Genomic DNA, 26,866 nt, shown 5'->3' with positions numbered 1-26,866 from the left:
CCCGCAAGTTGCATTGAAATGATGGAAAGACCATTGACCAGAGACCGCTCGGATATAATAGAACTCTTTCTTGCCGGAGTCGATGCTGTAGACCCGTACGAAATTACGCGACGGAGCATCAGCATAACCAAAGAATTGCTCACGATTACAGATCATCTGCGTAACCAGGAATGTTATGATCTTACAAGATTCAAACGCATCCTGATCGCAGGGTTTGGCAAAGCAGCCCTGCCCATGGCCCAGGCCATCGAACAAATTTTGCTGGATCGGATTACCAAAGGTGTAGTCATAACTCCCTATGGAATTGGTTCGAAACTGAAGCGGATAGATGTCACCGAAGCAGGGCATCCCATACCAGACACCAGAGGCATAAACGGAGCGCAGCGAATTACGGAGATGATGGGAGATACGACAAAAGACGACCTTGTTATTCTGCTCGTGTCGGGCGGCGGCTCGGCTCTCTTCACCTTACCCGCCGCGGGGATAACCATAGATGATCTCAGAAAAATGAATGAAACTCTTCTTAGAAGCGGTGCGAACATCGATGAAATTAACACAATACGCAAACACCTGTCGCTTGTTAAAGGCGGACAGCTGGCAAGATTTGTCCATCCTGCAAAAACAGCCGCACTGATCATTTCCGATGTGATTGGAGATCCACCGCACGCGATTGCCTCTGGTCCGGCAGCACCAGATCCTTCAACGTTCTGCGCAGCATGTGATATCCTCCGCAAATACCGGCTCTTACAAACTACACCGCCGAATATACTCACCCGTCTTGAAGGGGGCTGCCGCGGCGAAATACCCGAAACACCAAAACCTGGCGACCCACTTTTCCGGAACAAAAGAAATTTCATCATCGGGAACAATATCACAGCACTGCAGGCGATCGCAAAGCTGGCCAGACAGAAAGGCTATGAACCTTTTATCCTTTCTTCTCGGATCAGCGGTGATACACGATATGTGGCAAAGGTTTTCGCCGCAATGATCGAAGACTTCAAAAGAATCCCTATCACCGTACCTATATGTATCATCTCGGGAGGTGAGATGACTACAATGGTACAGGGTACTGATATTGGCGGTCGAAACCAGGATTTTTGTCTATCTCTAGTTCCTCTCATCAAAGGATTCAGAGATGTTCAGGTACTCAGCGCGGGCACCGACGGTATCGATGGCAACACCGATGCGGCCGGTGCCATAGTTGACAGTCATACATATGAACGCACCAGAGCGATGAGACTTGATATCGAACAATCGCTTGCCAACTACGATGCGCACACATTCTTACAAGCAACGGGTTGCCTTTTGATAACAGGATCGACAAAAACAAATGTCATGGATATTCAAATCGTGCTGCTGCACTGAAAGAACTTAGTGACATGAAACACGCAGGGTGCCGACCCAGGGCATTGTTGATCAATCCTTGGGTTTATGACTTCAAGGCATTTGATTTCTGGAACAAACCTCTCGGCCTTCTGATCGTCGCCCGATTGCTCCGGAAATCCGGTTTCGACATCACACTGATAGATTGCATGGACCGCAGCAGCCCGTATTACAGCACGGGCACAAAAACTGACCGGTTCGGACGCGGCAAATACCATTTTGAGGTGGTCGATAAACCTGCATTATACCGGAAAGTTCCCCGTCTTTACAAAAGATATGGCCTGCCTCTTTGTATCTTTACGGACACAATCGAGCGAATAGAAAGACCCGATATCATTTTTGTCTCTTCGACTATGACCTACTGGTATCCTGGTGCGTTCGAGGCAATAAGAACCCTCAGAGAAAAGTTCAAAGGAGCGAAAATTATTCTTGGTGGTATTTACGCCACCCTCTGTGAAGCCCATGCCCTGAAGTATTCCGGAGCGGACATAGTAGTCACCGGTATGGCAGAAGCGAATTTGCCCAATCTGCTCCGGAAACTCGGGTACTCTCAAAACAACGATAACAACGCATTAGGAATAATACCGGATTTCTCGCTGTATGATAAGCTCAACTATGGGGTCGTTCTGACTTCACGTGGATGCCCATTCAAATGTACATATTGTGCAACCCGAGTATTGTGCCCCGTGTTCGCTGTGACACCGAATACCGAAATTCTCGAGCAACTTTCTCGTTTTGCAGGAAAAACAAATGACATCGCCTTTTTCGACGATGCATTGCTGTACAACAAATCATTTCCGGAACTGCTCAAGAAGATCATCGAGAAGAAATACGACCTCAACCTCCACGCATCGAACGGTCTGCACTGCAGATACATCACGCAGGATATCGCCGGGCTAATGTCCAAGGCGAATTTCCAGACCATTTATCTCAGCCTGGAGACGACCAATCCCGCTGTTCAACAACAGACCGGCGGCAAGGTGAACACCGAAGAATTCATGAATTCTGTCCGAATACTGACGAGGGCAGGTTTTGCGCCGGCTCAAATACAAACCTATGTGCTTTACGGTATGCCCGACCAGGGTCATGAAGAAGTCATCGATTCCATCAAATTATGTCATGACCTCGGGGTTAATCCTCATCTCTGTGAATTCTCACCCATCCCGTATACTGCCGAATACGAAAAAACCGGATTTGATGAGAACACCGACCCTCTCTATCACAACAATCTGTTCTACACCTGGTATTATCCCAAACCACGAATTGCCCTGTATAAAAAGATCAAACGCCTGCTCACGAAAAACAAAACCTAACTCGAAGATCAGACGAAAATTGTCATCCGTGCAATCTAATAATTTTTTGACAGGTGGCGGTGTTACGTAAATATTGGCTAGATCTTGGAGGGTGACAACAATTTCTTGGCGGCCTTAATGCCGCTGGTGAGTATATATTCCTGCATCTTCTGGTCTGTATGGTACCCGGAAGTCTTTGTCGTGGTCTGCCTGAGCACGATCACGTCGACTTCCGTAGTTTTTTTCTCTTCAACTGTCATGTTGTTCAGCACGATCTTCAATGATCTGAATTTCTCCAGCAATCCGAAATCAGGACGTGCGATCAGCACAACGTAGAAATATGGATACTCGCGGGATTTCACGGTGTTGATCGAAATCTGCCCCTGCACACCAATGAAATCATCGGGTGCATCTATGAACTTGATAAGAACCCTCGTATCGTGTGGAAAAGTCCCCTGCTGGGCGTGCCCGATCTCAAGATAGGGAACTGCTCGAATGCCCGGATCGTTCTTTACGAGAGGCGACTCGATTATGCCTTTGACGATATCAACCTTAGTATCCAGAGCTCGAGGCATCCAAGCACTTTTCCGCCCGCTCAACCCAAGCCCGATGAATAGAACGAACGCGTTGACTATTGTCGCGAGCAGAGGGAAAGGAATTGATATTTCCTCCAGGATCGGGAACAGGAATCCTCCGAAGAACACAAGGATAATAACAAAGCCAAGCAAACATCCAAGATTGCCACTTCTGAATTTCTTTATCTTGCGGCAGTGTTCGATGACTTCATCGATCTTTCGCGTAGTGACCTCCTGCCATTCGGTTTTTTCAGGCACCGCTTTCTTGATTGAAATACTCTTAACGATATTTAACAAAGCGCAGAAGATGATGAAGGGTATTCCTGCCAGGATGTTATGCGTGCTGAGCTGTATCAGGAATCCGGCAGCAATGAGCACTGCCGAAACCACGACGCGAAGGTGCGGACTTATCTTGTCGAATATAAGATATACTTTAGGGTCGCCCAATTATCTCCCCTTTCCCAACGGCCTGCCAGTACAAAGGACACGCCCCCTTACATTCATTAAAATGCGCGCATCGACGGCACTCATCCGGGGCGTATTCCATGTGCTTGTAGCAGTGGAGTTTCTCCGACTGCCATAGATCACTGAAACTATGGCGCAGCAACGAGCCCACCGGTTCACGCCACGACGAGCAAGGGATGATATTGCCCGCCGGGTCGATACTAAGCAATCCGGTTATCGCCGCACATGCCTTATTACCCAGACCGTGCGCAATAGGATTGAAGATGCACAACGGCACTGGTGAATACCAGAGGAATTTTATATTGTGTTCCTCGGCATAACGCTTCACCCGGAGAATATGATCACCTATTTTCGAATAGGACATCCAGATTTCCTTTTTACCGGCAGCACGGCCGCAAGGGATCAACAGATTCATTGACAGCCTGCTCAGTCGCAGACGCCTGGCGAGGTTGACTATCTCAAGCGCATGTGCGATGTTGTTCTTCGATAGCGTAGTATTTGTATGGACCGGAATTCCGACCTCTTTAAGTAATCTGATGCCTGAAATTGTAGAATCGAAGGCACCCCTCTTGCCGGTTATATAATCATGTACGTCCGAATTGGACCCCTCAATACTGACTTGAACGCTCGACAATCCAGCCTTCTTGAGCGCAACCACAACATCCCTATCAAGCAGCGTACCGTTGGTAATGATGTTCGTCCAAACTCCGAGCTGCGAGGCGTATGATACCAATGACACAATATCCTCACGCAGTAATGGTTCACCGCCCGTGAAGCTCACTGACGGGATCATTGCTTCACGGTAGATTTTGAAAATGATTTTCTTCAAATCATTGGTGTTCAACTCCCTCTGCGGATGATCGCCCACATAACAGAATTCACAATTAAGATTGCACCGGTAGGTCACCGCGATTTCTGAAAGGACCGGATATCTATTGATGTCACCAGTGAACTCATGATAGTCAATGGCAATACGCCGTTCATTATCTCGCAAACAACCACTCACTATCGCCCTGAGATCACAGAAAAAATGATGCACATCTCTGCGTTTGAACGGGTCATCGCCCAGTTTTTGCAGAAGTGCGTCAGTGGTGTGGCCACCAAGTAGATGTTTCATTATCATTACACCCGTTTCGTTCAACCCGTATGCCTGATTGGGAATGAGGATCAAGAGCCGGTCGATCTCACGCACGTAAACATATGGTTTGATCTTTCGGATAAACTCATCAACCCAGCGCAAGTCAAACTCCTGCATAGAGTTACGAGGCAGACCATCCACCCCATAATCATCTTTTTCCCAGATGACTTTCTTTCCATTTAGGACTTTAGGTATTTTCATTTTTAAGAATTTGTTCATTCTAGGTATTTAGGAATTTGTGATTTTAGATGTTTAGGCATTTCCAGCTTTAGATATTCGTCCACTAGTGTGCTCCTCCGCTCACACACGCCGAGTGGCAGGCCGAATGACATGCCGAGTGACAAGCCGAATGGCAGGCCGAATGACATGCCGAATGACAAGCATCATGACAAGCCGTGTGCACGTAACATGCACTGTGGCAGGCATCTGATCGAACAAAGGCCGAATAGCTCCTGACCGGATCACCGTACACAACAAATCCCTGTTCGGTTTGATCGTAGAATCTACGTCTTGAAAACTCGCGTCCCATCAAGTAGTCATAATAATCCCTCTTATCATATTCAGCGTCGATCGGCTCTTCGGTTGATGGTGCGCCGATTTTCTCTGTGTAGTACGATTTCGTCGCATCCAGGTCGCAATCCCACGCTTTGGCCGAAACATTCTCTACCACCTGTCCCATCAGTGCTTTTAAGCCGCTTTCATCCATTGACCCGTCTGTTTTCACGGCGTCGAGGAAGGCCGCTTCGTAATAGCGTAATCCTGTAGGTCGTTTGAGCACCTCTATTCTCAAAGGGTCCCTCGATGATATGCCGATAATCCCATTTTCGGTTAACTGAGTCGACAATATCGTCAGTATCTTGTTAACAGAATAGTCCAGAAGAAATGCGGATTCGATCAGGTCTAGTTTTGCCACCTTGCCCGATTTCCTGAACGTGGCAACCTCGATCTTTGGTGGGACCCAGTCACTTCTTAGCCACTGCAGACTGGCCACGTCACTGTAGGCGCCTTTCATGTTACGCGCCTTACGATTAGAGTAGAAAAGATAAGGTATGACGTATAGAACCATATACAGCAATTCATACGGAAATGAAAATTGCTTTTCTCTCTCAGTCTCTATCTCGATCTGACCAAAACGATCGGTCTTGAAATAAGTGGCAGGCACATATTGCTGGATCATCATTTTTTCGCGCGCGTCTATGTTGTTCTTGTGTATGCGCACAGCAAAGAAATGCTCACCTCCATACGGCTGTCCGAAATAGGACAACAAATACTGTTCATTCATGAACCTTTCGGTTCTGAAGCCGTAGTCATCAGGATCCACCTCCTGACCAGGTACGGTTATCGGGTAATAGACGTAGACCGTATAGTGTTCAAGTGGCTCATCCCACTGGGGCGGCGACCAGTGCAGTACTACCAATTCACCATATTCGCTCAGTGTAGTTGCCAGATTGTCGCTCTTCGCCAGGTCCCCGCCAAAGTGTATGATATAGGTTATCTCACCGGGGCCAAAGGATTCGCCTCGTGCCAATAGCACGTCATATTTGTCACCCATGTCCTTTATTTCGAGCGGATAGCGCCTGCCATAATCATCGAGCGCGTATGAATCATCGAAGTTGAAATATGGTACGACCGAGATGCCCTGGAGGTAGAAGCCGTGCATGGAGCCTGAGAGCACGTTGTATCGTACCTTGTACACGAAATCAGCCCGACCGTCCTGCCATAGTGAAAGATCGACCTCTACCCAACGCAGATCAGCCGTCAGTGAGATCAGTGCAATCAGAAACAGGTTGAACATTATCGTCTAATTGCGGAACACGAGGTATTGACTCTTCTTGTACCTGCTATTCTTTTGAAGCTTCCACCCTTGCTCTCAAAAGGTCGGACTGAGCCGCAATGAATGCAGCATATGCCTCTTTTGCCTCAGACCAGCATGACTCATCCGGGAACGAGGCGACAATGCCCTGCCAGACAATTTTATATACTTTCTGGAGGATATCCTTTGCCGACCCCTTTGCCGTATATTCGAATTGAGCCACCACGGGCACGGGTAGAAAAACCGGCGTTGGACCTGCAACGATCTCGGTCTGCGCACCCAAGAATACCACATCCATATTCTCGATCACATCAATATGGATCTTGATGGCATTCATCACCGAAGCTATCGAGAAATCTGCAGTCGAGAATTTCATGATCAGAATATTCCCCTTTATTTCACCATACGGTAAATTCATTATACCTCCTTTTCTCCATTGTATACAAATTATCAACCGTGTCAATTTATCGCGTGCATAGATCGCTGATGCCCTGATACATCGATATAGAGATGAAGTTAGATTGCTTCGTCATCCACCTACGGCGGATTCCTCGCAATGACATCCAACTACTACTCGCTGTCATTGCGAGGAAGTCGTGAGTTTGTCGAACGACGACGAAGCAATCTCATGCTGATGTCAATAGACATACCCGAGATTACCACGTCTGCCTTGACCGGACTCGCAATGACTTAGCACGGCGCAAAAAAAAGGGGCAGGAAGATCCTGCCCCTGATGAAAAAAGGAGGTACTAGAAGGTGATATAAGTAAAGAGATGACCACCAATCATCGGGTCAAGGTCAGTCCCAAAATAATCACCTGGCATCCAGTAACCTGCTGTGGCGCCGAGCGTGATCGTCTTCCTGTAGGTGTAGGTGGTGAGCAAGGCGAATTCCATGCCCATGTCACTCTCATCACCATCAGGTACCCAGTTCTTTGAATACATGAAGAAATCACCTCTCAGCATGAACGGCCCCTGATGGAAACCGAGGTTCGCGTTTATGACATTGATGTTAGTCGACATCTGGTCAAACGGCGCAACAAGCGAAAAGCCGTATGCGGTCGTCATCGTGTGTGCTGGACCAAATCCCGGCCACCATTTGTAGAATCCGAAGGTGTACGGACCCCAGATCGGGGATTCGTACGCCTGGTTCTCGTCATCCGGCAAACCGAGCGTATCGAGTTCATCGCCGCTCAGCATGACATAAGCACCACCGATTGAGATCGGCAGTGTTGGAGGAGCATACGACACTCTGCCCAGGGCATGCATGCCTTTGTAATTAACGGTCATGTCAGTAAAAAGGGTATCCTCATAATCGATCTGGTTATCTCCCATCATCATCGTGAATTCACCATTGACGGTCAATCCAGCGATCGGTCCGATATCTACCCTGCCACCGAGCCACATCGGGTTGTCGTCCATCATCACACCTTCCATCTCGGCAGATGTCGTTCTCCAGAACCAGTACGGTGCAACCCTGAACGCACCTTCCAGGAACTTACCCGTTATCCAGGCACCGAATAGATCAAGGTCATCCGGCACTTCGCTAACAGCACCGGCATACCAGCAACCACCGTTCTCTTCAAGGCGATACCAGGCCAGGTCATAATCGACCATCTCGGTGCTGCCGTAGAACTTGGCACCCATCACGCCATCTTCGCCGCCGTCAAAGACCTGTTCACCCTGCAGAACGTGCATTTTGCCAGCCCGGAAATTCAGCGGGCTGTCGAACAGTTTTGCAAGATCAATGTATGCTTCGCGTACTGCGACATCCTGACCAGGCGATGGACATTCCTCGCCCTCACCGGTTATGGGGTGCTTGCCAAATGTACCCCAGCCGCCGACCGTCACCTGACTCGTGACCCCGGAACCAAAGTCAGCCATGATTCCGACATCAGCATGCATATAGAAGAATTGATCGCCATCAGATGTAGCAGTGTCAAAATCCGCATTCTGCCAGAAAAAGCTGTAGATATAGAACGTGCCATTGTTTGTAATCTCTGGCTTTCCCGCGAACGCCAGCGATCCTACAAAAATGGCCAACATTACACATAATACCTTACTATGCATCTTTCCTCCTTAGTTTTTAAGGTTTGGTTGGTTTCATTACACCATTCTCATCCCTCATCAGAGGGTATGGTTGTTTGGGCAAAGGTGCACCCGGTGCTTCATCAACGGAAACACCGTATTTCCAGTCGGGCGGGCAGATGGCAATATAACGGGCATACCCACCAGTGCCACCCAGCGGTTTGGAATAACCGATCGCAATTAGCGCACCTTTTTCAGGTACTTTATCAAGATTCGCGACACCCTCAGCCTGACAAAAGTGATTGTGCATCAACCAGTATTCACCCTCGAGGTTCGGCGTAGTATCGGTGTCCAGAGCTTCATGGCCGTGAAACAAGATCTTACGTTCATTTTGTAAGAACTTGATTGCTTCAAGACCGACACCAGGGAATGGTTTCGCGTTGAACTTTTCATTCGTCTGCCATCCCTTATACCAATCAGATCGCACCATTACAACCGAGCCCTCGGGGATCTTACCATATTTCTTCTCCCAGGCTTTGATGTCATCCATACCGAGGTGATATCCTGGGTTCTTTGCCACCTTGTCAGCGATGTTGATCACAACCAGCGGTCTTATGCAGTAAGTCGCTGGAAGATCACTTATCGTTGCCCCGTATTCATCCCAGTGCGCCGGCGGATCCAATTGTGTTCCGTACTGGTCAGTAGGAATCCAATAAGATGTGGCGACGAAACCGTGATCCTTATATGTGAAAACATCACCCATAGAGGCGTAATCACCGAGATCTGCACCTGCTTCAGTTGCCTCGAATCTCGCATGACCAAAGCCCGGCCAAACCGGTTGCGTGGGGTGAAATGCGTGCGTAAGGTCAATATATTTACATTTCTTGAAGTACTTCTCGTACATCCCCCACATGTCCATGTCTTCCGCCTGCAGATTGCTAAGAACCATTAATGTTATTACTCCCAGCAATACAATCGATATTCTCCGCTTCATCCGTCACCTCCTCATCTACGACAAAACACCTGTCAAGTTTTTCTAACCACCTCCTTCCGTATTTTCTTTCTTCTTGATAGATCGTGAAATGCAGTAAACCAGCCCCCCGTAAAGGATAGTACAGCCGAGGACCAGCATGATTATCGCCGATACTGGCATAGACTCCTCCCATCCATAGTCTAGCAATTATATCAGAGATTCATCACAAGTCAAGGGCTTTATCTCAGCCCGGATCGCCTCAATCCTCCGCACCTTCTTCGTGTACTGCCTTGGCTTTGATCGACATCAACACGAAGGAAATCACAATAATGCCAAGTGTTATTAAGACACCTACGGCCGTTGCCCATGTAGGATAGCCTCCATAGCCTTTCCGGACAAGCGCTATTATGTTCAGAATCAAAGAAATACCAAGAATGACCGGCGTGATGATCTTGATACAGACATCCCACCATTTACCGATCTTGAAATCAGATACTTCATTGACGTACTCACGCATTTTATGCGCCTTGTAGATATAGCCTATGACAATGCACTCAAGAAGTCCGACGAACGTCAGGCCATAAGAACTCGCGAAATAGTCAATGATATCGAGCCAGTAGTAACCGCCCCTCGTCGTGAATATGATACCGATTAGGAATCCGCATACGCAGACAACCGGCAGAACCAATTTCTTGTTAAAATGCCATTTGTCGGTGAACCCAGCAACAAAGGGTTCGATCTGCGAAAATGCGGAATCGATACCAAGAGTGAGCAACAAAAGGAAAAAGAGGATTCCAAAGAACGCAGGGATAAAAGGTAGCAATCTTATCGCAGTTGGATAAGTTATGAACGCAAGGCCAAAACCCGATTGTGTCACCTGCGGCACGCTTACTCCCATCGCCTGCGCCAAATAACCCAATATTGAAAATACCGCGAACCCCGCAAAGAAACTCGTGCCGCAATTCGCCAGAGAAACCATGAACGAATTGTTGGTGATGTCGCTCTTTTTCGGAAGATAGCTGGAATAAACGATCATCGTCCCCATGGCCAGTGAAAGGGTGAAGAATATCTGCCCATAAGCGGCCAGCCAGACCCGGGGATTCAAGAGTGCTGCAAAATTGGGTGTAAGATAGAATTTCAAACCCTCTATCGCTCCAGGTAGTGTCAGACCCCTTATGACCATGATCACCAGTATCACCCACGGAGTGATCACTGTATAGAATACTATTTTGCTCAAAGCCTTAAGGCCTTTGAACAGACTGAGATATATCGCCAACCACACAACCGCGAGACCGATCACGATCGGCCACCTGATGCCACCCAGGATCCCGGGGCTGCCGCTCAATTGCAGAAAATCCTGTTCGAAGAAAACCTTCGCATCTGTCCCCCAGCTCAGATTAAAAGCATAGACTACATAATCGACACACCATGCCATGATGACCGGATAGAACAAGAATATCAGCATGACCACCATCAATGCCAACCAGCCAATCCATTCCGTTCCCTTGCGAACACCTGCAAATGCTGTCGGCGCGCCAGCCTGCATCTTTCTCCCCAAACCGTACTCCACGATCATCAAAGGAATACCCGCCGTAAACAACGCTACAAAATATGGGATAAGGAATGCCCCGCCCCCGTTCTCATAGCACATGTATGGAAAACGCCAGACATTGCCAAGACCTATTGCGGCACCGATCGAAGCGATTATGAAGCTGGTTCTAGAAGTCCACCTCTCCCTTCCCTCATTCATTTTACCTCCCTCTTACAATGTCACTCTACAGCAAACCCGACATCATGTCAACCACGGCGAAATCACCGTGTATCATTTAGCGCGAGTACAGTGCATATTAAGAAAATCAACGAGCAGCGAGAAACCGGTTTCCTTCTTGCCCGCGCCAGGGCCGACAACCGTCACCTTGCCCAACACATCGGTATCAAAGGTCAACGCATTGATCACCCCGTTTACATGATACAGAAAATCCTCGGCACCGACCAATTGAGGTGAAACCCTGGCCATCACCTTGCCGCCCTCTTTCCACGCGTGACCGATCAACTTGTATTTCTTGCCATCCTTACGCGCGTTTTCGATATCATCGAGAGTTATTTGAGTTATTCCTTCAGTTGGAACATCCCCGGGGGTCAGCATACCACCCATTACTACATTTGCGAGAATGACAATTTTCGCCTGTGCATCCCATCCCTTGACATCTGCATCGGGTTTTGTCTCTGCATAACCGAGCCTCTGCGCCTCCTTGAGAACCTCTTCATAACTCTGCCCCTCGGCCATCTTGGTTAACATGTAGTTAGTCGTGCCGTTCATTATGCCCTTGATCTCGCGTACATCAGCACCGGCAAGTGCTTCGAGCGATAGATTGATGGCCGGCGTTCCGCTCAGTACTGTCCCTTCAAACTTCAATACCACCCCATTTTTCTTCGCAAGTTGGGAAAGTTCCCTATAAAATAGTGCTACAGGCCCTTTGTTGGTGGTAATAACATTTTTCTTTTCCCCGAGGGCAGCACGTATATGAGAAATACCCGGTTCTCCATTTTCAATATTTGTTGGACTCACCTCAACGATCACATCCGCATTGGTGTCGTTGATCGTTTTCAGACTGTCCCAACCTTTGACACCCTGGTCATATCCATTTATGTTACCTTCTTTGTCGACCTGAGCCAAGATCTTTTTCAGATCGAGACCTCCCTCCTGATAGACCGACCCTTTGACCGGGTCAGAAATAGCCGTTACCTTGTACTCCAATCCGAAACTGTCTTTAAGATAGTCCCGTTTCTCATCGAGCAGCTGTGCAAGCCCCTGCCCGACGACCCCGAAACCTATGAATGCCAGATTATAACTCATTTTTCCTCCTTGCATTGAAAGACCCTCCGCGATTTATTTCTTGCCTTCAAAGAAGCCAAACCCGTGCTATTCACTGGCGACTTCCCTTATTCCATCATTACTTGCTCTGGTGACGATTATCTCACTGTCAATGTTCTCATGTGCAAACGCCTTCTTCATTATATCAGCAATATCCTTGGTCCGCCTCTGTTCACAGATGGCAAATATCGACAACCCGCCTCCACTCACATTACAGCCGAAAGCACCGTTTTCGAGCAACTTCTTCTTAATACCTTTGTATCCGGGGATCGACTGCGAGCGAACCGGCTCAGAAATATGGTCATTGTTGATCGCTTTACCCAGTTCCTCAATATCCCCCTTCATGATGGCGTGAACAACGAGTGAACACAAAGACAGCTGTTCCTTGACCAGAGTGAGATCCATGCTCTTCGGGATATAGGTTCTTGTGGTACGCTGTGTTTTCCTCATCACACCTATCACTATCGGCACCTCTGGTACATCTATCCTTATGACATCGATCGGGTTGTAATTCTTGACGATCACAAATCCACCCAGCATTGCACCCGCAACATTATCAGCATGGGCTACGCTGCCAGACGCAACCTCTCCCTGACTGGCGATTTCGATCATTTGATTACTATGGAGATTTAGTTGGAGAAGCTTGTTCAATGCGTAAACCGATGCAGACGCACATGCACCGGATGACCCCAAGCCCGCGCCAACGCTGATCGTCTGCCGCGGCTCGATGAGCACGCCCGTTTTGCTGTCTATTCTCTTAAGCAATTCAATAACCGCCAACCCGGCGCAATTCTTTTCGGGCTCTCCCGGAATGTCCTCACGACACCCGTCAAGCTTAAAGGCAACCGAATTTGTATCGGTCAACTGCATGGTTAGTTCGATATACGGATGTTCCAGAGCCATAGCAAAGATATCAAAACCCGGACCAAGATTCGCAATCGTGCTGGGCGCACGAACGGTTATTGCCTTCAAACCAACCCCTTCTCTTTCAGTATTTTTACCAGCTTTTCCTTCTTCGACGCGCTGAGTTCTGTCAGCGGCAAGCGCAACTTACCTCCTGGTAATCCCATCAGGTTCAATGCTTCCTTGACCGCAATAGGATTTGCCTCGGCCCTCAATATTTCGAAAACGCTGAAGTACTTGTAGTGAAGTTCCTGGGCTTTGTTCCTCTCACCCCGCTCGCAATGTTCGTAGATATCTCTCATGACTTCCGGTATGACATTTCCGGCGACCGCAAAATTGCCATGTCCACCAAAGCACATCAAGGGGTACAATGTCGTATCTTTACCCGTGAAAACACTGAAATCCTCGTCTCTCGTCAGGTAGACGATCTTAGCCAGATGATCAAGGAGTTTTACCCCCTCTTTGATACCAATGATATTGGGGTGTCGTGCCAGCCGTGCGGTACCTTCAGGAGAAAGGTTTACAACAACACGCCCGGGTGAATTGTGTATCAGGATCGGAACCTTTGAAGAATCAGCAACCTGCTCGTAGAACCGTATGATGCCGTCCTCTTTAGGCAGAACAAGATAGGGTACAAAAACCGACACATAACCACAACCGATCTTTTCAAAGATCTTTATCCTTTCCAGCGTCGCTTCTATACTGCTCGTGCAGGTGTCAGGGATTACCGGACATTTTCCATTCACCTCATCAACAACAACCTCAACCACCCGTGCGATCTCCCTATCCGACATCAGCGAATTCTCACCGGTCACACCCAACGGCGCGATACCATGCACGCCGGCCTCGACCTGCCTCTTTACCAAAACTCTCAGGCCATTTTCATCCAAACTCATATCCTGGTTGAATGGAGTTACGAGAAGTGTATAGGCACCTTGCAGCATGCTCAACTCCTTTCGTTCACTTTGTTCATCTCAATACCACACGGTAACGCTTCGTATAATGTTCGTTGGCAAATGGCTACCGCCGGTATTTCCTAATACAGTTGTCCCGCTACAGATTGAAACAGACGACCTTCGGTTCGGTTTGCTCAAGCAATGAGAATTTGATCCCTTCGCGACCTAGTCCACTGTTCTTGACTCCGCCGAAGGGCATCTGATCGAGGCGATAATCGGTTGAATCATTCACGATCACGCTGCCAAAGTCCAACTCGTATACAGCCTTGAACGCCTTGTTAATATCCTGCGTGAAGACTGCCGCATGCAGACCGTAATTCACGCTATTCGCACGTTTTATCGCATCATCCAAATCATTGTATTTATACATCAGAACGACCGGGCCGAAGACTTCCTCAACAGCAAGCTTGGCGTTTTCCGGCACGTCGACCATGACAGTGGGATCATAGAAATTACCATTTCTCTTACCGCCGGTCAGGATCTTACCGCCCTGTTTCACGGCATCGTTCACCCACTCCTCGACGCGTTTCGCTTCACGCTCGTTGATCATCGCTCCCATGTCCGTAGATTCATCCAGCTGATCACCGACCTTCATCTTCTTCGTCATCTCAACGAACTTGCTGACATAATCATTAAAGATCTTCTCATGAATGAACATTCTCTGAACGCCGATACAATTCTGGCCAACCGCCCAGAATGCCCCGGAAACAGAAAGGTCAACCGCCTTGGACATATCCGCATCTTCGCAAACGATCACCGGACAATTCGAACCGAGCTCCATCGAAATTTTCTTTAAGCCGGAGATCTTGAGAATTTCCGATCCTGCATCAACACCGCCGGTCAGGGTGATCATGCGCACTGCCGGGTGTGAAACAAGCACGTCACCGATCTCTGACCCGCGTCCGGTCACAATATTTAGTACCTTTGGTGGTAAACCCGCCGCAACAAACGCTTCGCCCAGTTTCAATGCAGACAATGGAGTGTCGGTTGCCGGCTTCAGGACCACGGAATTTCCTGCTGCTATGGATGGACCAAGTTTATGGGCAACCAGATTCAGCGGGTCGTTAAAAGGGGTGATCGCAACGATCACACCGATGGGAAACCTGTAGTAATATCCTACGCGGTTCTCCCCACCCGGGAAACTGTCAAAAGGTATTGTCTCGCCAAGGGTTCGGCGGGCCTCCTCGGCCGATATGCTTATAGTGTTTATGCAGCGGGCCGTTTCTTTGCGTGCCTCGCGTATTGTTTTGCTGCCTTCCGACGCGATGGTCTTCGCAAAATCATCGAAGTTCTCCCTGAGGTAATCAACGACTCCCCACAATATCTCCATCCTCTTGTGTACCGGCATCTTCTTGCTTACCTGGAATCCTTCTACTGCTGACTCAATGGCCTTTCGTACATCTTCCTTTGTCCCGGCGGGTACATGGTCGATGACCTTACCATCGTACGGCCTGTAAACTGGAATTTTCTTGTCTTTATCGACCCATTCTCCACCGATTAACATCTTCATATGAATCCTCCTTGCTTGTTTTTTTATGGATATCTATATCTCTCTAACATCCCAAAATAGAATCTGTATTGTTCTGATTGACCTGCAACGTGATAGTATAATTGAGTTGTATCTCCTTGTCAAGTTTGCGGCCAGACGGCTTTAAAGGTTTAAGTCTACTCAAAAACACAAACTCACGAACCCCAGGAAATCAGCGCTTGCCAACAGGGCAAACTGAAACACAAATCCCGCAGAGACGAATACCCTTCCCAATATAATCACCTAATTCACGGCACTTTTCCCGGCATGCGAAGGCATCGAAGAACTCTTCCCTTCTTGTCGTTATATCCCATTCTTTGCCAGAAAGAGCATTTGCCGGGCAATTTTGCACGCAAAGATCACAATCTTGACATTCGCTCTTCAATACTGGCTCGCGGCAGCAATCGACCGGATAATCGAGGAGCACACTGACCAACCTCACCCTGGGGCCGTAATCATAAGTAATAAGCAAACCGCTCTTGCCGATCCAGCCCAGGCCCGCTCGGGTAGCCACCATTTTGTGCGAAAAATCCAAACTCAAGGTCCGGTCGAAGTGTTCGTTCCGGTCTGAAGCCGTCAAGGTCGGCGCAATACTTACGGCCTCGACACCGTTGTCACAGAGTTCCGCCGCTACACTCCTGGCAATTTCGGCGAGTTCAACATTCACTGCTTGATATAAATTGTAATAATCTACATTCGGGCCTGTTTCGATCGAATCGATTACCGAATCATCCAATCTGCGTCCAAAAACAATGCCATAGCCGTATTGTGTATATTTCCCGGTTAAAAGATTCCTCAAGTCGGCATAACCAATAACATGGTCATGCCCCTTACGCAGATATTTGTTCACTGTCTCACGTATTTTCATAGCATCCAACGCGATATTATAATACCAGGTTCGAAAAAATCAATAATCATCAGCTACAGTAATGCACCGACGCAACCGAAAACTTGACGTGCCCTCATTTCATTGTATTATAATAGACAGAGAGGATGACATGAAATATAAAATAACCGGTAAACAACCGAATTCAAAAATGTGTCTGGTATGTGGTATGAAGAACCCGTTGGGACTCAAAACATTCTTCTATGAAACTGAGACGAAGGAATTGATCGCAGTATTCAAGCCATGTGAAGAACACCAGAGTTATCCAAACCGTCTGCACGGCGGTATTGCCGCGGCGATCCTCGACGAGACGATCGGCCGGGCCATCCTAATGCATCACGACGAGGAAGTGTGGGGTGTCACGATCGAGATAAAGACCCGTTTCAAGAAACCGATGCCGCTCGATGGTGAGATCACCGTCATCGGCCGGATAACAAAAGAAGGCAGCCGCTTCTTCGAAGGGACCGGTGAATTGATATTGAGTGATGGTGAAATCGCTGCGACCGCCGAAGGCAAATACCTGAAACTGCCGCTCGATGAAATTGCAGATTTTGACCGGGAAGAGAATGAGTGGCGCGTCATCCACTCGGACAACGATCCGGAAAGTATCGAGATATAGCAGAAAAACACGATAGTTTCGCCATGCCTTGCGTTCAACGGATTGACAAAAGCATCAATATTCGTATAATTAGACTAATCCTCGGTAGCTCAATGGTAGAGCATCCGGCTGTAATGAAAACAAGGATTGTGAACATATGCGTGACATAAGGCGCTATTCGGATAGAAGAAAATACATGATAGAGGCCGTCCGCCGGAAAAGGAAGAATACGCGAAGAAAAGCAATCTCTTACAAAGGCGGCCGCTGCGAAATCTGCGGATATGACCGTTGCCCAGACGCACTGGAATTTCACCACAGAACCAATGGTAATAAAGACTTCGGAATATCGCAGAAGGGGTATACGCGCAGTTGGGAAAGAGTGAAGGTCGAACTCGACAAGTGCGTTATGCTTTGCGCCAATTGTCATCGTGAGGTTCATGCCGGGTTCATGCAGCTTCCGCGAGAAATCGCGGTTGAAAAATCGGGTGAATTCAGGGAAACCTAAGTCACTTTTTTGTCATTGCGAAGAGTCCCGAGTGCATCGAGGGACGACGCGGCAATTTCAAATTCGGATATGGTAACCCTGAGCCAATCTCCACATTTCTAAGGATCATGTGGAGCAGGTGCAGAGACTATTCCGTGAGGAAGTACCTTTCGCTTGATGCGACTGGGAAGCGCCCGATTCCGTCTTACTGTAATTGTACAGTAACGGAAATGAGATAGTCCATTCTCCAATGAAAGTTGGAGGTCAATGTAACCGGAGGGTTGCAGGTTCGAGTCCTGCCCGAGGAGTTCAACTTATTTCTACCTCCCGACCAAAACCTTCAACCTATTCACTTCTTCCTGCAGCATGTTCTTGCGTGTCTCGCCGGGTGAGTCGGGCACGACCGGCAGCACACTCAGTATACCATCAACATAACCGAGCAATGTGATAGCCTCGTCGACGTGCGTCTTCGATGCAATCTTCTTGTCTGCTTGCGCGATGACCACCTCAAGGTCGGCGACTGAAAAGGGCATGAGCATCCGCGGGTATATGCTCAATTCGTAGAGGTATAACTGCCCTTCTTTGTCATCGACCTTACCATCGTCGTACACTACGTAGAGCCCGACTATTCTGGCATCAAGCGGTGTTCTGATCTTGGCGTCGAAGAACTGTCCCTGTTTTTGAACAACCATTGAGCCCCACATATCTCCACTGAAGCTGTATTTCAAGGTCAGCTGTTCGACTCCATGCTCAGGGATCATCCTTACGAGCAGGTCGGGAGAATCCTTCAAAAAATACACATCAAGACCGCAGAATACGATCATTGCCAAAAATAGGTTCATTTTAACTCCTTATGCATTACATATGCATCGTTGCCATCTAAATAATATCTCTTTCTTGTATACAAAATATCATAACCTTTGCTCTTGTACATATTTATCGCCGCGACATTGGTGGTTCTCACCTCGAGGTAAGCATAACCACAACCTCGCTCCACCGCCACGTTCTCCATCTCGCGAAGCATTTTGCTGCCCAATCCCTGCCGTTGAAAATCTGTATCTACTGCGATATTTGATATGTGCAGTGCGACATCAATACATGCACCGAGCGCGTAGCCGACCACCTTACCGCTATCTTCAACGACAAGGGCAACGGCGTTTCCTGACTCCAGGTCCTTTTCAAAGAAATAACGCGGCCACGGATTTGGAAACACGCGCCTTTCGATCTCGACCACGCCATCCAGATCGTCAAAGCGCATTATCCTTAGCATAATTTCTTTCGGCATCGGTCTTCTTAATATAATATGGCTCGAGAAAATGGATATCGTCGAAATCGCTTTTCCGTATGCGGGGCAGCGCCAGCGAGACTACCCCTTTAGCAGTGGGCAGGTATTTTTCGTCCCTTCTGAGTTCGATATCAGAACGGACCGGTCCAGCCCCGGCAACAGCATCCACTCCAGGACCGATAATGATTGCTTGTTCCCCGACCATTTCTAATAGTTTTTGGGGGGTCACAAGAAGATAATCACTAACTCGCTTACCACTGTCATAGAATGCTGCATATACCTCACCGCGGTAAGCATTCACCACAGCCGTCATCCGCAAGTTTGGCAGCGAAGGTTGTACACCGATTATATCCAATGTATTGATCGCAGCCAGCGGCGTATTGTTGACGAGTGCAATACCCTTTGCCAGGCTCAAGCCGACACGCAATGAAGTGAACATACCGGGACCGATGCTCACTGCGATAGCACCGATGTTTTCGCCCCCAACCGAATCGAGAATGTCTTTCGCTGCCTTGAATATTTCTGCATCTCCATAGCCATCTATTTCACGCCGCTTGCTGAACTCCCGAAGCGTCTCTTCATCCTCATTCAGACATAACGAGAATATTGGAGACGATGTTTCAATCCCTAAGATCTTCAATTTCAATCGTTCTCTTATGGTGGTTCAAAATACTCATTTTCACGATAATTCCCTGTGCCACTCGTCTGATACGATCTGCCCATTCGATCACGGTAATACCTTTCTCGAGAATATATTCTTCGATAGGCAGATCGGTCACTGCGTTTCCGTCCAGCCGGTAAAGATCAACATGCGCTATCACATACTTCCCGTGATATTCAGTGGCAATGACAAAACTTGGACTCGTCACATCATCATTCACACCTAACGACTCACACAAACCTTTGACAAAAACCGTCTTACCGCTGCCAAGTTCTCCGTACAGGTATAGAACGTCACCAGGCTTTAGCGACCGGGCGAGTTCCCGTGCTACATTCCGGGTTTCGTCTGGGGTTTCACTCAAGAACTTGCTTATTTTCTTAGTCCTAGGCATATCGATAATATATTGCCAGAGCGCCGTACATGCCGAGGTCGGCATCATACTTCTGGATATCCTTAATGTGCCTGGCTAATAGCGCGCCCGAACCGCCGGTTGACACACAAAAGAAGTCACTGCCATACTGTTTCTTCAGTTCTTTGATAAAACCGCCAACCATCATCATGGTTCCGTTGAAAATGCCCGACTGGATACATTCCTCAGTGCTCCTGCCTGCAAGGTTTCTCGGTTTCCTAACAACAACCTCAGGCAGCTGTGCGGTTCTTATGTGCATGATTTCTGAGAGCATATGCATGCCAGGCAATATCACCCCACCAAGATATTCTCCTCCACTCAGAACTACATCTATTGTGATCGCTGTCCCTGCATCCACTACGATCGCATCACGCCGGAAGCGAGCCAGAGCGCCAGTAACGGCGGCAATCCGGTCTGCACCCAGTGTCGACGGGTCGCGATACGCATAAGTGATGCCACAGTCGATCTTTGAAGAAACAACTACAACTGACACGCCATACTTTGTGCATAGATTGACGATCTGCTTTGTTACACTGGGCACGACCGAAGCAATGGCAGCACCCCTTAGTTTCTTGTCAGTCAATATTCTCTTGATCTTTGCATTTGGCAGTCTGCTCTTAGTCGGGAAAACTAAGTGGCGACCAAGGGTTTTGCCCCTGTAAACGCCGACGTGAATATTCGTGTTGCCGATGTCAAAAACAACTACCATTGTAGACGTCTGACATCGCCGTAGTAATATTTTTTGATGATGCCCGACTCATCCCTTAAGAGTAGAGCCCAGTCATCATCAATATCACAGACAGTACCTTGTACCACGCCCTTGGCGGTCATGACCTCGACCGATTCGCCAAGCCCCGATATGTAATTAAGTACCTCTTTTACCTTCAATCCTTTCAACTGCAATTCTTCGTATAGATCATTGAACTTAGCGAGAAAAACCTCAAGGACTTCATCAATATCGAATGCTTGACCGGTCTCGATTCTCAGACTTGTCGCACCACTCAGTCGCGGTATGAACTTCTCAATATTGACGTTCAATCCCACGCCGCAAATAACCGCATCCTGATAACGTTCGCAAACAACACCGCAAATCTTATGGTTCTTCAACAGAACATCATTCGGCCAGTGGATCGACAAATTCGAAAGCCCGTAATGCTCAAGGGTTCTGATGATAGTCAGTGAAGCAAGCAAAGGAATTGATGTCACCCGAGCCTTCGGGAAGAGCAACAGCGAAACGTAAAGCCCTCCCTCAGGAGAATACCAATTTCTCCCTTGCCTGCCCCTGCCTTTTTCCTGTGACAAAGCGGTTACTGCTACCGGACGTCCTTCTCCAATAAGCTCCTTCGCTTTGTCCTGAGTAGATACAACTTTGCCAAATCTAATGATTTGTTCAATCACTAATTTCCGTAGAAAACTCGGAGCGCAGCACCCTCAAATGGATAATGGTTTTCTATAATCGCCCCTGTATTTTCGTTAAACCAGGTTTCCGCATTTATCACTATAACCAACTCGAGTTCATCGCCTTCGCTAATAACGATCGGTGTAAATGCCTCGGCGATGAATGAAAAAGCGGAATCAACCACGGATACCGTTGCCGTCTGCTGAACATGTACCAGTGAATCCAATGTGATACGGACTCTGGAATATGTTCCCGGTTCAACATCAACATAGCCGTTGGTAATGGACGCGAAATCCGACGTCTGAAGCTCAACCTGCACGTACTCGGTGCCCTCCCATACTATCGTGTATTCACCAGCAACGGCAGCCTCAATTTGCGTAACTCTCATGCGGAGGTCACCCGCCACGCCGTCAAAGAGCGCCTCATCGTTCATGCCGAATTCAACAGACGCATTGTTTCCGCAGCCAACGATGGCAATAATAGCCAATAGTGCATAGAAAATTTTCATCTTTCCTCCTTAATACAAGTCTATTCTATATTAGGGTTATGTCAAGATACCGGTGTGATTCCAGAGAACGTGGTCGTGAAAACAAAAGGGGGAGTGACAACTTCTGTCACTCCCCACCACCATACGAGGAGGGCATTCAAGTAAAATGAATTTCTTTCGAGTTCAATGAAATTTTAATCGTTCCAACCACAGTCATAGGTTTGATCAATACGGACCGCACTATTCTCGCGCGAGACGCGCATCTTGTGCGGTAGTAACCGAATGTTGACAACAGACTGTCATTCGTTATGATACACATAATCGGACAATGAAGAAAGTTATTCATTTTTCCATTTCACTGGTGGTCATCATTACTTTTGCTGCAGGTGATCATATTATATGCGATGCTGATTCCGATTGTTTTTACGTGTCCGTTAATTCAAATACCTCAGATTACTATCCAGCCCTGCTCGTGCTGAGTTGCACGGGAACAACTGCCGAGGATTTGGATTCAATCATCTTTGTTGCCGATAGCCTGAAGATGATAGTGGCAACCTGTCACGAAAGCAGAAATCATCGGGCAGGCCATTTGAATGATCAGGATATAATGAAGACGTACGAAAAACTCGTATGCAACTTCAATGTGGATTTATCCCGGGTTTTCATATATGGTTTTTCAGGAATGGGTGTGCAAGCGCTGTTGTCTTTGTTCTTACATAGACAAAACTTCCGTGGTGTCGTTGCGGTCTGCGCCCATAAAGGTGCATTAGATTATGCTGAAAGCAAAGGACTTGCAGGCAAATGCATATATCTAATCTCCCGCGAAAATGACTGGAATCTGGATGACAATCGAGCGATGCATATTCAATTCGGATATGCAGATCTGAATGACACCCTTGTAATCACCCCGGGAGAACATATGCCGCCAAACCAGAAAGAGCTTCTTGATGCATGCCAGTGGTTGCTGAACAAAACGAGCATGGAATAGATACCATTTGTTTTGGGTATGGTGTAAAAACGTTGGGAGGTGAGAGATGTTGGTTGAAAGAAGTATGAAACTATACAGCTACCGGTGGTTTGTGCTCTTGGTTTTCATGTTTATTGCCGGTATGACCCAGTTACTCTGGATAACCTTTGCTCCTATCACTGGAAAAGCAGCACAGTTCTTCAATACGTCGGATCTGTCAGTTGGCCTGTTATCTATGTGCTTCATGGTGGTGTATATACTGGTTGTATTACCTGCCGCCTGGGTAATAGACACATATGGATTTCGCGTCGCAGTAGGTATAGGAGCGCTATTGACCGCGGTTTTCGCCTTGACACGCGGAATATTCGCCTCATACTACTGGGTAGTTTTCGCGTCACAGATCGGAATTGCCATAGGCCAACCCTTCATAATTGGTTCTATCACCAAAGTTGCTGCCCGATGGTTCCCGATCAACGAAAGGGCCACTGCCGCAGGATTGGGGACTCTGGCACTATACATCGGCATTCTCGCGGCAATGATCCTGACTCCCTATCTTGCCATGAAATACGGCATACAAGGCATGCTTGTCATATACGGTATAGTATCAGTAGCCGCGGCAATTACGTTTGCAGCCTTTGCAAGGGAAAAGCCTCCAACCGCGCCGTGCCCGCGGGGGCATGAAGAGAGAGTATTGATGCTCGATGGCCTCAAGAAAATGCTCAGGCAGAAGGATTTTATCTTATTGCTGATTATTTTCTTCATAGGCCTCGGTATATTCAACAGCGTCTCCACGTGGATAGAGAACATCGTGAGGCCACGAGGCTTCTCAATTTCCCAGGCCGGGATGTTAGGTGGACTGATGCTGATAGGCGGCATTTTGGGTGCCATAGTCATGCCACTCTTCTCTGATAAGTATCGTAAGAGAAGAACCTTTATTCTTGTGTCATTGATAGGGTTGACGCCGGGACTTGTTGGCATGACTTTTTTCACCAGTTACGCGCTTTTGCTCTGCTCGGGTTTTGTTTTTGGTTTCTTTCTACTAAGCGCTGGTCCAATTGGTTTCCAGTATGGTGCAGAAATAACCTATCCAGCTCCGGAAGGTACATCCAATAATCTACTCCTTGTCATGGGACAGATTTCTGGCATCGTTTTCATTTTTGGCATGGACATGTTGAAAGCGCCCGGGACCGGCAGCATGACCGCCTCTTTGCTTATGCTCACAGGATTGACCATAGTATGCATAATACTGTGTACCAGGTTAAAAGAATCTCAGTTGCGGGATTGATATACTGTCCTGCACTATTAGTACTTCCAAGAAGCTGGCTGAATTAATAATGACCGGAGTCGATATTCGGACTGTGCAGGAACTACTGGAGCACAGAGATATCAAGGCGACAATGCGATACAGTCACCTTTCAAACAAGAGCTTGAGGGATGCGGTTGACAAGCTGGATTCTGCAGGATATAATGCTCATACGGACTGCACAGATACCGCACATTCGAAATTCTCAAGCGGTTAGTGTGCCGCAAAGTGTTGAGAAATATGTTGCGCCCGTAGCTCAATTGGACAGAGCGGCGGACTACGGATCCGCAGGTTAGGCGTTCAACTCGCCTCGGGCGCGCTCCAATTCTGCCTACATCTTTGATGTAGCTGCAGAACTGAGAGTCCTGAGCTTCGGCGAAGGGATCCAATTCTTGTCTGAGATTGCCACACCCCGCTCTGCGGGGTTCGCAATGACAGAATGATATTGCGTAATTTAAGACCCTCGTTCGAGCGCAGCGAAGAACGGGGTGTCATTATTTAGATTGCTTCGTCGCTACCCTCCGCGCAATGACAGACGTGAAGGTGGAGATTGCCACGCCCCGTTTGCGCGGGGTTCGCAATAACAGACCGTCTCACGTCATTGCGAGCGCAAGCGAAGCAATCTCATACGAGCGAAGCGAGGTATGAACGACGATTATTTCATGAAAGAGGCGCTCAGGGAAGCGCAAAAAGCCTTTGAGAGAGATGAAGTGCCCATCGGCGCGGTCGCGGTCTACAAGAATCAAATAATCGGCCGCGGGCATAATCAAACCGAGGGTCTCAAAGACCCAACCGCCCATGCCGAGATCCTCGCAATTACCGCTGCGGCAAATGCGCTGAGTTCATGGCGCCTCAATGACGTCGAAATGTTCACAACCGTGGAACCCTGCATAATGTGTGCCGGCGCACTTGTATTGGCACGCGTGAAGCGTATAATATTCGGCGTCCGGGATGAGAAATTCGGCGGGTGCGGTTCTGTTTTCAACATTGTGAATGAACCGAAACTAAACCACCGTGTCGAAATAACTCAAGGAGTGCTTGGTTCACAAGCCGCCTCTTTGATGAAGAGTTTCTTTGAAAAAAAACGGAAGAAAGAAAAAGGCAATCAGAAGTCTTCTGGATTCCCCGGCTAAACCCGGGAATGACAGACCGGCAGCACGGAACGCCGGTAAATTATTAGTTCTCGATGCGTCTGCAATAGAAGGATTTGCAGACTTACTCGAACAATAATGTTGCGTTTTTCGGTTAGTTCAACGGGCATCGTAACCGTAAAACATCAGACGATCTGTCAGGAGAGATGGCCGAGTGGACGAAGGCGCGCGACTCGAAATCGCGTATCCCGCAAGGGGTCGGGGGTTCAAATCCCTCTCTCTCCGTTTGCCGCTTACAGCGGCAATAGATTACACCGATATAAAATATGATTACAGCGATAGGCATGTAGCCACACATTAAATAAGCACAAATAGAACGGTGTCTATCAAAGCCTTGTTATGGCCCGAAAGGTGCGGGATAGATTATAAGGATAGTCTTAAAGTTACGCGGTGCTCAGGTTTCTGAAGAACGAACCCTGTTATTAAAACCAGATGTGCCGCTACATTGTTGGTTCTCGATGCGGCTGCCAAGAATATTAACAGCCTTACTCGAGAGGTTAGATCAGGTATTTTGAGCTAGGTGTAGCCAATCTGCCACAGCGGGCGTACATCTAGTACGCTACTCCATGGATACCAATCTGTACAGCAAAAGTATTCAAAGTAAGTGATGCACCAAATGGGTTGTCATAGGATGGCCAACCCATAATAATATCTGCTTCGACACTCCAATGTGGACTGAATTCGTAACCAGCGCCGAGGGAGAAGCCAAAACCCCAGTAATCCTCATAGTCTTCAAACGGAGCCATAAAGGACGAGAATCCTAACCCACCTTTTAGCAATGGACTGGGAGCCTTTGGATCGAAATAGTAGGTTATGCCTAATCCACTGAGCCCGAAAATGGTTATCACCTCATCAGTTGAGAACCAGGAAACCTTGTTTGTATAGTAGAGCAATAGGTTTTTACTTACACCACCGCCAATCAGAAAGTTCGTCACTCCAGAGAATTTTGTCTCACGATCAGAGGTTATCTGCATACCGAGATATTCGACCGTCCCAGTGTAGGATGTGATGCCAGCACCTACGCCTCCCCCTATGATGAACCCTCCTCTCTTGCCATCGAACCCGAATCCTTTCATGGTGAGGCCCAAAACGAGTAGTATCAACAACATCATACAAACACAGTTTCTACACATATCTACCTCCTTACAATATACTCATGGCTATGGCAGATCAGCTACCTGTAAATATACAATAAGCCGTTCAGATGTCAACACCAATCTCGCCCAGCAATTTTGTTTTTTAGGGCAAAAAAAACGGCGGGTCATACCCGCCGTTTTTCCGTCGTATTCTAACCTTACAGACCTATTG

General features: G+C 47.9%; 28 protein-coding genes and 2 tRNA genes. 9 read left to right on the top strand and 21 right to left on the bottom strand.

The window, feature by feature from the left end; all coding sequences use genetic code 11:
* The first annotated feature begins 18 nt into the window (after positions 1-18).
* Both OEV79_08430 and OEV79_08425 read left to right on the top strand, forming a co-directional pair.
* Entirely contained in the window at positions 19-1,365 is a 1,347-nt protein-coding gene (locus OEV79_08430; protein MDH4211460.1) for a glycerate kinase, read from the top strand.
* Positions 1,366-1,379: 14 nt separating this feature from the next.
* Positions 1,380-2,696: a radical SAM protein gene (locus OEV79_08425; protein ID MDH4211459.1), complete on the top strand. Its 1,317-nt coding sequence runs from the start codon at positions 1,380-1,382 to the stop codon at positions 2,694-2,696.
* A 77-nt stretch (positions 2,697-2,773) separates the two neighbouring features.
* Here the strand turns inward: OEV79_08425 and OEV79_08420 are convergent, their stop codons facing one another.
* The 13 genes from OEV79_08420 to OEV79_08360 all read right to left on the bottom strand — a co-directional run bounded on the left by OEV79_08420 (position 2,774) and on the right by OEV79_08360 (position 16,796).
* Positions 2,774-3,697 carry a hypothetical protein gene (locus tag OEV79_08420; protein MDH4211458.1) on the bottom strand — a complete coding sequence of 308 codons (924 nt, stop codon included), beginning with the start codon at positions 3,695-3,697 and terminating at the stop codon, positions 2,774-2,776.
* The gene (locus OEV79_08415; protein MDH4211457.1) at positions 3,684-5,054 is read right to left on the bottom strand and encodes a radical SAM protein; all 1,371 of its coding nucleotides are present in this window, start codon (positions 5,052-5,054) and stop codon (positions 3,684-3,686) included. The genes OEV79_08420 and OEV79_08415 overlap by 14 nt, the downstream gene beginning before the upstream one ends.
* 82 nt (positions 5,055-5,136) lie before the next feature.
* Positions 5,137-6,648 (bottom strand): hypothetical protein, encoded by a 1,512-nt coding sequence (locus OEV79_08410; protein MDH4211456.1) that lies wholly within the window; start codon positions 6,646-6,648, stop codon positions 5,137-5,139.
* A gap of 46 nt (positions 6,649-6,694) precedes the next feature.
* Entirely contained in the window at positions 6,695-7,084 is a 390-nt protein-coding gene (locus OEV79_08405; GenBank protein MDH4211455.1) for a hypothetical protein, read from the bottom strand.
* Positions 7,085-7,415: 331 nt separating this feature from the next.
* Positions 7,416-8,735 carry a hypothetical protein gene (locus OEV79_08400; GenBank protein ID MDH4211454.1) on the bottom strand — a complete coding sequence of 440 codons (1,320 nt, stop codon included), beginning with the start codon at positions 8,733-8,735 and terminating at the stop codon, positions 7,416-7,418.
* A 16-nt stretch (positions 8,736-8,751) separates the two neighbouring features.
* Positions 8,752-9,642, bottom strand: a complete 891-nt coding sequence (locus OEV79_08395) for a cyclase family protein (protein ID MDH4211453.1) — start codon at positions 9,640-9,642, stop codon at positions 8,752-8,754.
* Between the two features lie 87 nt (positions 9,643-9,729).
* Positions 9,730-9,846 (bottom strand): MetS family NSS transporter small subunit, encoded by a 117-nt coding sequence (locus tag OEV79_08390; protein MDH4211452.1) that lies wholly within the window; start codon positions 9,844-9,846, stop codon positions 9,730-9,732.
* Positions 9,847-9,925: 79 nt separating this feature from the next.
* Complete coding sequence (locus tag OEV79_08385) at positions 9,926-11,416, bottom strand: sodium-dependent transporter (protein MDH4211451.1); 1,491 nt, start codon at positions 11,414-11,416, stop codon at positions 9,926-9,928.
* Between the two features lie 72 nt (positions 11,417-11,488).
* A complete protein-coding gene (locus tag OEV79_08380) occupies positions 11,489-12,523 on the bottom strand; it encodes a homoserine dehydrogenase (GenBank protein MDH4211450.1) in 1,035 nt (344 codons plus the stop codon).
* A 66-nt stretch (positions 12,524-12,589) separates the two neighbouring features.
* Positions 12,590-13,513, bottom strand: a complete 924-nt coding sequence (locus OEV79_08375; GenBank protein ID MDH4211449.1) for a homoserine kinase — start codon at positions 13,511-13,513, stop codon at positions 12,590-12,592.
* Positions 13,510-14,388, bottom strand: a complete 879-nt coding sequence (gene dapA / locus OEV79_08370; GenBank protein MDH4211448.1) for a 4-hydroxy-tetrahydrodipicolinate synthase — start codon at positions 14,386-14,388, stop codon at positions 13,510-13,512. The genes OEV79_08375 and dapA overlap by 4 nt, the downstream gene beginning before the upstream one ends.
* Before the next feature lie 109 nt (positions 14,389-14,497).
* Positions 14,498-15,910, bottom strand: a complete 1,413-nt coding sequence (locus OEV79_08365) for an aldehyde dehydrogenase family protein (protein MDH4211447.1) — start codon at positions 15,908-15,910, stop codon at positions 14,498-14,500.
* A 190-nt stretch (positions 15,911-16,100) separates the two neighbouring features.
* The gene (locus OEV79_08360; protein ID MDH4211446.1) at positions 16,101-16,796 is read right to left on the bottom strand and encodes an epoxyqueuosine reductase; all 696 of its coding nucleotides are present in this window, start codon (positions 16,794-16,796) and stop codon (positions 16,101-16,103) included.
* Positions 16,797-16,926: 130 nt separating this feature from the next.
* Here OEV79_08360 and OEV79_08355 point away from each other — a divergent pair, with 130 nt between their 5' ends.
* Positions 16,927-17,433, top strand: a complete 507-nt coding sequence (locus OEV79_08355) for a PaaI family thioesterase (GenBank protein ID MDH4211445.1) — start codon at positions 16,927-16,929, stop codon at positions 17,431-17,433.
* A 175-nt stretch (positions 17,434-17,608) separates the two neighbouring features.
* Positions 17,609-17,917 (top strand): HNH endonuclease, encoded by a 309-nt coding sequence (locus tag OEV79_08350; protein MDH4211444.1) that lies wholly within the window; start codon positions 17,609-17,611, stop codon positions 17,915-17,917.
* 299 nt (positions 17,918-18,216) lie between these two features.
* Here the strand turns inward: OEV79_08350 and OEV79_08345 are convergent, their stop codons facing one another.
* The 7 genes from OEV79_08345 to OEV79_08315 are packed head-to-tail and all read right to left on the bottom strand — an operon-like array spanning position 18,217 to position 22,158.
* Positions 18,217-18,738, bottom strand: coding sequence for a hypothetical protein (locus OEV79_08345; protein ID MDH4211443.1), 522 nt, complete (start codon positions 18,736-18,738; stop codon positions 18,217-18,219).
* A complete protein-coding gene (gene rimI, locus OEV79_08340) occupies positions 18,735-19,181 on the bottom strand; it encodes a ribosomal protein S18-alanine N-acetyltransferase (GenBank protein ID MDH4211442.1) in 447 nt (148 codons plus the stop codon). Before rimI ends, OEV79_08345 begins: the two co-directional genes overlap by 4 nt.
* Positions 19,144-19,827, bottom strand: a complete 684-nt coding sequence (gene tsaB / locus OEV79_08335) for a tRNA (adenosine(37)-N6)-threonylcarbamoyltransferase complex dimerization subunit type 1 TsaB (protein ID MDH4211441.1) — start codon at positions 19,825-19,827, stop codon at positions 19,144-19,146. The genes rimI and tsaB overlap by 38 nt, the downstream gene beginning before the upstream one ends.
* Positions 19,802-20,233 carry a tRNA (adenosine(37)-N6)-threonylcarbamoyltransferase complex ATPase subunit type 1 TsaE gene (gene tsaE, locus OEV79_08330; protein ID MDH4211440.1) on the bottom strand — a complete coding sequence of 144 codons (432 nt, stop codon included), beginning with the start codon at positions 20,231-20,233 and terminating at the stop codon, positions 19,802-19,804. The genes tsaB and tsaE overlap by 26 nt, the downstream gene beginning before the upstream one ends.
* On the bottom strand, positions 20,226-20,960 hold the full coding sequence (locus OEV79_08325) for a type III pantothenate kinase (protein ID MDH4211439.1): 735 nt from the start codon (positions 20,958-20,960) through the stop codon (positions 20,226-20,228). The genes tsaE and OEV79_08325 overlap by 8 nt, the downstream gene beginning before the upstream one ends.
* Positions 20,954-21,649 carry a biotin--[acetyl-CoA-carboxylase] ligase gene (locus OEV79_08320; GenBank protein ID MDH4211438.1) on the bottom strand — a complete coding sequence of 232 codons (696 nt, stop codon included), beginning with the start codon at positions 21,647-21,649 and terminating at the stop codon, positions 20,954-20,956. The genes OEV79_08325 and OEV79_08320 overlap by 7 nt, the downstream gene beginning before the upstream one ends.
* Positions 21,649-22,158, bottom strand: a complete 510-nt coding sequence (locus OEV79_08315; protein MDH4211437.1) for a hypothetical protein — start codon at positions 22,156-22,158, stop codon at positions 21,649-21,651. The genes OEV79_08320 and OEV79_08315 overlap by 1 nt, the downstream gene beginning before the upstream one ends.
* A 307-nt stretch (positions 22,159-22,465) precedes the next feature.
* Here OEV79_08315 and OEV79_08310 point away from each other — a divergent pair, with 307 nt between their 5' ends.
* From OEV79_08310 to OEV79_08290, 5 genes are all read left to right on the top strand, one after another.
* Positions 22,466-23,125 carry a hypothetical protein gene (locus tag OEV79_08310; GenBank protein MDH4211436.1) on the top strand — a complete coding sequence of 220 codons (660 nt, stop codon included), beginning with the start codon at positions 22,466-22,468 and terminating at the stop codon, positions 23,123-23,125.
* Positions 23,126-23,171: 46 nt separating this feature from the next.
* Positions 23,172-24,389 (top strand): MFS transporter, encoded by a 1,218-nt coding sequence (locus OEV79_08305; GenBank protein MDH4211435.1) that lies wholly within the window; start codon positions 23,172-23,174, stop codon positions 24,387-24,389.
* 263 nt (positions 24,390-24,652) lie between these two features.
* A tRNA-Arg gene (locus OEV79_08300) sits at positions 24,653-24,726 on the top strand.
* A 325-nt stretch (positions 24,727-25,051) separates the two neighbouring features.
* The gene (tadA, locus tag OEV79_08295) at positions 25,052-25,540 is read left to right on the top strand and encodes a tRNA adenosine(34) deaminase TadA (protein MDH4211434.1); all 489 of its coding nucleotides are present in this window, start codon (positions 25,052-25,054) and stop codon (positions 25,538-25,540) included.
* A 158-nt stretch (positions 25,541-25,698) separates the two neighbouring features.
* Positions 25,699-25,783, top strand: a tRNA-Ser gene (locus tag OEV79_08290).
* A 326-nt stretch (positions 25,784-26,109) separates the two neighbouring features.
* On the opposite strand, the gene OEV79_08285 is transcribed toward OEV79_08290, so the two are convergent.
* Positions 26,110-26,691: a hypothetical protein gene (locus OEV79_08285; GenBank protein MDH4211433.1), complete on the bottom strand. Its 582-nt coding sequence runs from the start codon at positions 26,689-26,691 to the stop codon at positions 26,110-26,112.
* Positions 26,692-26,866 lie beyond the last annotated feature (175 nt).

This window comes from candidate division WOR-3 bacterium, assembly GCA_029858255.1.
Lineage (GTDB): Bacteria > Hydrothermota > Tepidihabitantia > SM23-42 > SM23-42 > SM23-42.
This window is presented reverse-complemented; position numbering and strand designations above follow the sequence as displayed.

Coding starts and splice junctions, on each gene's coding strand:
- OEV79_08380 (MDH4211450.1), bottom strand. CDS start 12,523: ATGAGTTATAATCTGGCATTCATAGGTTTCGGGGTCGTCGGGCAGGGG.
- OEV79_08310 (MDH4211436.1), top strand. CDS start 22,466: ATGAAGAAAGTTATTCATTTTTCCATTTCACTGGTGGTCATCATTACT.
- OEV79_08400 (MDH4211454.1), bottom strand. CDS start 8,735: ATGCATAGTAAGGTATTATGTGTAATGTTGGCCATTTTTGTAGGATCG.
- tsaE (MDH4211440.1), bottom strand. CDS start 20,233: ATGCCTAGGACTAAGAAAATAAGCAAGTTCTTGAGTGAAACCCCAGAC.
- OEV79_08395 (MDH4211453.1), bottom strand. CDS start 9,642: ATGGTTCTTAGCAATCTGCAGGCGGAAGACATGGACATGTGGGGGATG.
- OEV79_08415 (MDH4211457.1), bottom strand. CDS start 5,054: ATGAAAATACCTAAAGTCCTAAATGGAAAGAAAGTCATCTGGGAAAAA.
- tadA (MDH4211434.1), top strand. CDS start 25,052: ATGAACGACGATTATTTCATGAAAGAGGCGCTCAGGGAAGCGCAAAAA.
- OEV79_08390 (MDH4211452.1), bottom strand. CDS start 9,846: ATGCCAGTATCGGCGATAATCATGCTGGTCCTCGGCTGTACTATCCTT.
- rimI (MDH4211442.1), bottom strand. CDS start 19,181: ATGCCGAAAGAAATTATGCTAAGGATAATGCGCTTTGACGATCTGGAT.
- OEV79_08360 (MDH4211446.1), bottom strand. CDS start 16,796: ATGAAAATACGTGAGACAGTGAACAAATATCTGCGTAAGGGGCATGAC.
- dapA (MDH4211448.1), bottom strand. CDS start 14,388: ATGCTGCAAGGTGCCTATACACTTCTCGTAACTCCATTCAACCAGGAT.
- OEV79_08365 (MDH4211447.1), bottom strand. CDS start 15,910: ATGAAGATGTTAATCGGTGGAGAATGGGTCGATAAAGACAAGAAAATT.
- OEV79_08430 (MDH4211460.1), top strand. CDS start 19: ATGATGGAAAGACCATTGACCAGAGACCGCTCGGATATAATAGAACTC.
- OEV79_08385 (MDH4211451.1), bottom strand. CDS start 11,416: ATGAATGAGGGAAGGGAGAGGTGGACTTCTAGAACCAGCTTCATAATC.
- OEV79_08410 (MDH4211456.1), bottom strand. CDS start 6,648: ATGTTCAACCTGTTTCTGATTGCACTGATCTCACTGACGGCTGATCTG.
- OEV79_08425 (MDH4211459.1), top strand. CDS start 1,380: ATGAAACACGCAGGGTGCCGACCCAGGGCATTGTTGATCAATCCTTGG.
- OEV79_08315 (MDH4211437.1), bottom strand. CDS start 22,158: ATGAAAATTTTCTATGCACTATTGGCTATTATTGCCATCGTTGGCTGC.
- OEV79_08405 (MDH4211455.1), bottom strand. CDS start 7,084: ATGAATTTACCGTATGGTGAAATAAAGGGGAATATTCTGATCATGAAA.
- OEV79_08350 (MDH4211444.1), top strand. CDS start 17,609: ATGATAGAGGCCGTCCGCCGGAAAAGGAAGAATACGCGAAGAAAAGCA.
- OEV79_08285 (MDH4211433.1), bottom strand. CDS start 26,691: ATGTGTAGAAACTGTGTTTGTATGATGTTGTTGATACTACTCGTTTTG.
- OEV79_08305 (MDH4211435.1), top strand. CDS start 23,172: ATGTTGGTTGAAAGAAGTATGAAACTATACAGCTACCGGTGGTTTGTG.
- OEV79_08355 (MDH4211445.1), top strand. CDS start 16,927: ATGAAATATAAAATAACCGGTAAACAACCGAATTCAAAAATGTGTCTG.
- OEV79_08345 (MDH4211443.1), bottom strand. CDS start 18,738: ATGAACCTATTTTTGGCAATGATCGTATTCTGCGGTCTTGATGTGTAT.
- OEV79_08325 (MDH4211439.1), bottom strand. CDS start 20,960: ATGGTAGTTGTTTTTGACATCGGCAACACGAATATTCACGTCGGCGTT.